The organism is Mucilaginibacter sp., from assembly GCF_039207105.1.
Taxonomy (GTDB): domain Bacteria; phylum Bacteroidota; class Bacteroidia; order Sphingobacteriales; family Sphingobacteriaceae; genus Mucilaginibacter.
Genome location: NZ_JBCECK010000228.1, coordinates 1 through 6,050 on the forward strand (window position 1 = coordinate 1; position 6,050 = coordinate 6,050).

The following is a 6,050-nucleotide window of genomic DNA, read 5'->3' on the forward strand; positions in this document are numbered from 1 at the left end:
TTACGATCATCGAAAAATACTTTCTTAACGAAAGTGGAAAAAGTTCACGTTGGAGACATCCCCTATCATGCTTTAAAAAACATAATCCGAATAAACCGCTTTGGAATAAATGGATAAAAGAGCTATAATCGTATTCGAAAAATACTGCCGAAGATGGTTGACAGTGCGCTTGAAGTTGTAAATATTCTTATTGCAATCCCCGACGAGAATAAGGTGGAGTTTATAATATCTAATATTTCAGCTACTTATAAGGAAACAATGATAGCTATGCACCGAATTACACACCGCAGGTTTAATGGACTTTTAAGGTTTTTAATGGAAGAGATCGAAGGTGGACGGGACTCGAACAGAGTCTTTTACTTTCCTTATTTTCAGTAATTTACAAACTTGGATTTGCGAAAACTCATGAAGTTTTCACAAATAATTTGATATCGTTTGATTCCTAATGACTTATGTGAAATAACCATTAATATTAATTATTGCAATATAAACTGACATTAATACTCTCGGATTAGGATCGGACTCGGTAATGATCCGGGCCCAATGGCGATTAATTAGACGTGGCGATTTTCACGTTACTTTAAAGGGTGCCTGAATTGCTAAAATTGGAAATTATCTTTGGCAATTTCGTCCAAAAATAAAATCGACGTCATTTTTAATTTTCAGTACTAACCAATTATCTTTCCTTAAATTAGATGCTAAACAAGGTTAAGTATACATGTTACGGTGCCCCCCGCAAGTGTGTGACCAAAACATGGCTTGCTTTGACCTTCTTAAATACCTTCGAATTTAGAAGTTAGCATGCTAACTTCTAAATTCTTGCTAATGATTTGAACTCATCGTATTCAAATCCTTCTTGACTAAGTTTAGATCCCAACCCGTCGTATTAGGTTCTAAGGGTCGATCCTAAAGACAAAATATTCGCCTTCAAATGATATAAGCTTTTTTGACCAAACGGAATTTTCAGAAATACGGCAATTTTTGAAAGGAAATTGAAGCACTGAAAACCTCACATCAAATACCGAATATTATCACTGCCAACTGGTCTTTAATTGGCTTCCTCGTAGAGGGTCGTTTGTGATTTTTAAGAAAGCATCAATTTCTTGCTGTAGCTCTTCGACATGAGAAACGACTCCGACGAATCGATTTTGCTTTCGTAGTTCTTTTAAGGTTTCAAATACCGTTTGCAAGCTTTCCTTATCAAGCGAACCGAATCCTTCATCAAGAAAAAAGAAAATTTTGTTTTGGCTTATTTTGTTGCTGAACATTTTTTGCCAAAGCCAAAGCGAGACATAACGAAGCTTGAATAGCTGTCCCCAGACAAAGTTTTTACACTTCGTCCGCGGCCATCGTTAAAATAATCACGAACCTGGAAATCATTTCTATCTGAAACTTCAAGTCTTAGCTGTTGTTTCTTAAATTTACAAAACCTTACGTTAACAGATTGACAAAGTCCCTGCAAATAGATAGTAGATACGTAATTGACAAAACCACTACCTTAAACGTAGACAGTAGAACATTTAGATTATTTCCACGATTCTGATAGATGGAAAACTCCTTCTCAAGTCTTTTGCGTTCTTCAAATTGCTTTTTCATTTGCGAAAGTTTTGCTTCCTCACGTATATATTTTTCATTTGTTGACTGAAAAGGGCAGTATGCCATCAAAAGCAAGGCTATATTTGACCGCTTTCTCCCCGCTGCCGGAAAGAGTTATACCTTCAGTTAACTTTCCAGCGGTTTCACTAACTATTGTACTTTCTACACGGATGAGGTCATATTGCTTTCTTCCTGTTAAAGCATAAACAGCAGAAAACTGCTCATAGATAAATTCGTAGATCTGCATGAAATAGTCCGGGTCTACTTTGGACAATCTTTCTGAAATAGAACTCCGGCGTACCTTTTCATCTTCACCAAGGTTAAAAAGTACCTTGAATACCGAATCGTTAAAGGTATCTTCAAGACTTCTCTAGCTAAGCCTGTCGTTATCCAATGTCCCGTAGAGCAGCAAATAAAACAGCTTATTACCATGCAAAACTTTCGCATAATGGACGATTTTGATTGTGAGTGACTAATTATTTGCTATCAATGCCTCAGGAATGAAACCTAAGAGTTGTTTTGGGGTGATGTTATGATCTTAAAAATGACCCTATCTTATTGATTATAACACTTAATATAGTCAAAATCAATGATAAAAATAAATTAATTAATAATCAAATAGTTAAATAAAAAACAATGACCCTCATAAACAAAAAAGTCGGAAGATTATTTCTTCGACCATTTGTGGCTAAAAACCTCCTTTTTGATTAACATATTTCTTGTTACTGAGCCATGAATTTAATGCTTCAGCTATAACCCTGTGTCCTTTTACATTGGGATGAAGTTTATCAGGTGCCAAAATATTCGTCCCCCCACTTATTATCATAGCCTGTTTTAGGTCGATACAGCTTTGAATTCCAAATTCTTTACAAACATCCATCACTGCATCACTGAAAGCGTCCGCTCGCTTCTGGTCAATGGGTACTTGTACTTTTTGATTTGAAAAATCTTCAAAGTAGTATCTGGAAATTACTAAAATATCCTCTGCCTTCCAGCCTTGCTGAATACAAAATGAAAACACACGTCTATATGCAGATTTAAAGGTATTTATTTTAGTAGCCTTTGCAGCGCCGTAATAATAAAAAGTGCCTATATCGTTTGTGCCATAAGCAAAAATAAGTCTATCACTTGACTTTTCTTTTTGGGGGATTACATCGGTATATCTGCTCAAAAAGCCGCTATAAATACCGCCTCCTTGATCTTCACCCGTTAATGATTCACCTCTCCGACCGAAATTGTCTTGTGTCACATGTCGCAGGTTACAAAATATTGTAGGCCATCTTTGCTCTTTGTTGTTGTCCGTAATCTCTCCTGCTGTTATACTATCTCCATAAAAATAATAGTAAGGACCCTGCTTTCGATGATGCAATGAAATGGCTATAATTAAAATTGAGAACAAGCTAATAATTAGCGCGGCTATCTTGTACTTTCGCATTCTTTTATTTATTTAAATAAATTACTTATATCGATTGATTCACTAAAAATACTATTTTTTAGCAATAATAAAATTTATAAAGTTGATATAATACAAAAAAACACAATGCTTTTTATACATAAACTAAATAATAAGTATCTAATAGGGATCTTCGAGATAGCATACTACCTTTGGCATAATTTCACCCCAATTCTGCGGATTAATCATCTTTTTTAGTGAAATTTTACACTGTCTGCCGTTAACAGAAATACGCGCTAATACTATGGTGCGCGTCATCCTTGTGTCCCTTGGACGGCCCGATTACAAATATATTTAGAGTTGTATCGGAAGCAGATATGGCTAACTTTTCTACAGGTGCCTTATCTTTTGGTTTCCGTACACAGGAGGCGAGCAGTCTTATGTTGTTGTGTAATGGTAAGTAAAATATGATGAAGTTAATCAGATCACTGACTTGATTCGAGTTAATGCTAGACATAAGCAAATTTTAAATTTTGTAAAGTGCGTTCGACAATAGTCGTGCAGTATTTTAAGTATTAGTTTGCAAACTAATACTTAAAATACTGCAATAATGTTCGTCTTTATTAATGCTATCTAGTTAGTAAAATTGTTAATTTTAGATTAAAGTCTAACCTATGCGAGAACAATACTTTAAACACCGAGCACCGTTTGATTTTAATAACGATTCTATGATATTGGCCGCCCGTTTTTTTGGAACAAAAAAGTGGAGGACAACCATTTTCTTAACCTACTTTATCAAAAGAGGGAACAGGAATTTGATGAACTATATAAATACCACCTGCAATTCTTTCTATCTAAATATGATGATGCAACTGAGCAGGAGTTCTTCAGATATGTGTGAGAAGTAATACAGGATGCCGTTGCACAATTGAGGCATAAAGAAAGGTATACCTCTAGTCATGCCCTCAACTTCCAAAATAAATTTCACCTCAGCCGGTTTGGAGAGTATCTTCAAAGTATTGATGAGTGGAACCTCGGCCGTAGCCCGGCAGAGATCATTGCAGAGAAGGAAGGCCAGATCAAGATACTCAAAGAACAGCTGCAACGCCTGATGGATGATCGCAGGGAAGCTGAGAAGTTAGAAACCGACTACCCGATCAATATTGCCAGCGGTTATGTCCTCACTGTAGTTGACCTTTTCAAAAAGATCGAGACACTAAAAGTAGGTGATAAGGAACTCGTATTTTCACAGATGCCGATTACCTGGGCCAAAATGATCTGCCGGTACTTTCAGGAAGACGGTGAACCGATAAAGCTTGACCGTGTGCGGCGCTACTACCCGCGCGACCCAAGTAAACCGAGTGGCGGGTCATCTGCTATCCCTTCCGAAAATCAGCATTTCAATATCGTTCCAGCAAAACGCAGGGCAAGTTAAGAACAGATTTTAGGTTCATTTTTCTTTTGCAGGCAAACGTTAACAATTGCCTCGAAACTATTCAGCACACTCTTTATCAGCACTATGCTTTGGCTGACATTACCATAGCTTGGCCTATGGTAATGAAAAATACCCCTTAGCCCACATCTTTGCTCGTACCCGGTATCGGCGGCACAAGTATTTATTAAATGTTTAATGAGGAGGCAATTATGCAAGCAAGTGAACTGATCACTAAAGGAGATCTGAATGAATTTAAAAGCGAACTGTTAACAGAAATCAAAAAACTCGTCCAACTGGAGGGCGAGGGCCATTCCAAAAAATGGCTGAAGAGTAACGAGGTTCGAAAATTGTTAAAAATATCACCGGGCACCTTACAGAACCTGCGCATCAATGGGAAATTGAGTTATACCCGTACCGGCAGCATCATGTATTACAAGCTCGATGACATCAACAAGCTACTGGAAGGAGGCCTGCAATGAGTGATCCTAAAATTGCGGCCAGTGAACTTGCCGGTTATAGTAAGCTGCTCAAACGCATGAGCATGGACGGGCGGCTGAATACTACACATGTCGGCTTGTTCAGCGCTTTATTTGTCCAATGGCAGCGCGCTGGTTTCAAAAACCCATTTTCTGTCACGAGGAAAACGCTAATGGCTTTTAGCCAGATAGCGTCGATTGCGACGTACCACAAATGTATCAAAGGACTCGATGATTATGGTTACATCCGTTATAAGCCGTCATACCATACCAAACTCGGCAGCTAGGTTTACTGGCCTGCCGGTTGGGAAGCGTAGCTCGATATTTTATATCGGCATAGCTGTGTATCGGCCTATACGGATAACCGCATATCGAAATAACTGGTTATTCCGATATAGATATAGTCAGATATCCGGATATATAAATCCGGTGCAACCACTGGCTGCACCGGTAATGATTTGCTTTGCAAATCGGGAAGAAAAGCGGCGGTCGCTTCGCGAAAGCGGAGGGAGCGAGCGGAAGCGGAGGGAGCGAGCGGAAGCGGAGGGAGCGAGCGGAAGTCGGGCGCACCCGACTTTTTCCGCTCGCCCTGCGGGGCTAAGGCGGTTTTGTGTATACCGACGGTATACTTTGCCCCCCGCTTTCTATAATAAATAAGGAAATCAGTATACCTGCCGGTATACTGTAATAAAAAATACTGGAATGATGACTGTAAATGAAAATAATAAGACCATACGGTTTTCAGAGAAAACGGATAATAAACTGCAAACCGTTGCTAATAAATGCGGGCTATCAAAGCTGGATCTGTTCACATTCATGGTTGATTATTTCTACAAGACCAAGAAAGATCCGAGGGACCTGAATGATGATTTGCTAAAGAATGCGATCAACCGGAAGACCGATAACATTGTCGCTTTTATCAAAACGCAGGAGCAAGACTTGCTGATTCCCATGAAGAAGGACGGAGAAAGGTTGAACGCGTCGCAAAAGCAGATCGTGGAGTATTTCAACAAACATATCATTGCGCACAATGAACTACAAAAAAAGTCATATGATGGGCAGGTAGGGACTATTAATCGTATGGCCGAATTGTTAAACACTGCTCAACTTGATAAGAACAAACTAAAGAAACGCTTCAGCGGTATCCTGG

7 protein-coding genes are annotated in these 6,050 nt (G+C 38.7%); 4 read left to right on the plus strand and 3 right to left on the minus strand.

The window, feature by feature from the left end:
• Window positions 1-1,031: 1,031 nt before the first annotated feature.
• From AAGC65_RS24305 to AAGC65_RS24315, 3 genes are all read right to left on the minus strand, one after another.
• Window positions 1,032-1,268, minus strand: coding sequence for a hypothetical protein (locus AAGC65_RS24305; RefSeq protein WP_343115057.1), 237 nt, complete (start codon window positions 1,266-1,268; stop codon window positions 1,032-1,034).
• Between the two features lie 362 nt (window positions 1,269-1,630).
• Window positions 1,631-1,843: a hypothetical protein gene (locus AAGC65_RS24310; RefSeq protein WP_343115058.1), complete on the minus strand. Its 213-nt coding sequence runs from the start codon at window positions 1,841-1,843 to the stop codon at window positions 1,631-1,633.
• Between the two features lie 441 nt (window positions 1,844-2,284).
• The gene (locus AAGC65_RS24315) at window positions 2,285-3,031 is read right to left on the minus strand and encodes an SGNH/GDSL hydrolase family protein (RefSeq protein ID WP_343115059.1); all 747 of its coding nucleotides are present in this window, start codon (window positions 3,029-3,031) and stop codon (window positions 2,285-2,287) included.
• 886 nt (window positions 3,032-3,917) lie between these two features.
• Here AAGC65_RS24315 and AAGC65_RS24320 point away from each other — a divergent pair.
• The 4 genes from AAGC65_RS24320 to AAGC65_RS24335 all read left to right on the plus strand — a co-directional run.
• The gene (locus tag AAGC65_RS24320; protein ID WP_343115060.1) at window positions 3,918-4,424 is read left to right on the plus strand and encodes a hypothetical protein; all 507 of its coding nucleotides are present in this window, start codon (window positions 3,918-3,920) and stop codon (window positions 4,422-4,424) included.
• A gap of 209 nt (window positions 4,425-4,633) precedes the next feature.
• On the plus strand, window positions 4,634-4,903 hold the full coding sequence (locus AAGC65_RS24325; RefSeq protein WP_343115061.1) for a helix-turn-helix domain-containing protein: 270 nt from the start codon (window positions 4,634-4,636) through the stop codon (window positions 4,901-4,903).
• Window positions 4,900-5,187, plus strand: a complete 288-nt coding sequence (locus AAGC65_RS24330) for a hypothetical protein (protein WP_343115062.1) — start codon at window positions 4,900-4,902, stop codon at window positions 5,185-5,187. The genes AAGC65_RS24325 and AAGC65_RS24330 overlap by 4 nt, the downstream gene beginning before the upstream one ends.
• Before the next feature lie 415 nt (window positions 5,188-5,602).
• Window positions 5,603-6,050: BfmA/BtgA family mobilization protein (locus AAGC65_RS24335; RefSeq protein WP_343115063.1), on the plus strand; the 448-nt coding region annotated here is incomplete at its 3' end.

Coding starts and splice junctions, on each gene's coding strand:
- AAGC65_RS24330 (WP_343115062.1), top strand. CDS start 4,900: ATGAGTGATCCTAAAATTGCGGCCAGTGAACTTGCCGGTTATAGTAAG.
- AAGC65_RS24310 (WP_343115058.1), bottom strand. CDS start 1,843: ATGCAGATCTACGAATTTATCTATGAGCAGTTTTCTGCTGTTTATGCT.
- AAGC65_RS24315 (WP_343115059.1), bottom strand. CDS start 3,031: ATGCGAAAGTACAAGATAGCCGCGCTAATTATTAGCTTGTTCTCAATT.
- AAGC65_RS24305 (WP_343115057.1), bottom strand. CDS start 1,268: ATGTTCAGCAACAAAATAAGCCAAAACAAAATTTTCTTTTTTCTTGAT.
- AAGC65_RS24325 (WP_343115061.1), top strand. CDS start 4,634: ATGCAAGCAAGTGAACTGATCACTAAAGGAGATCTGAATGAATTTAAA.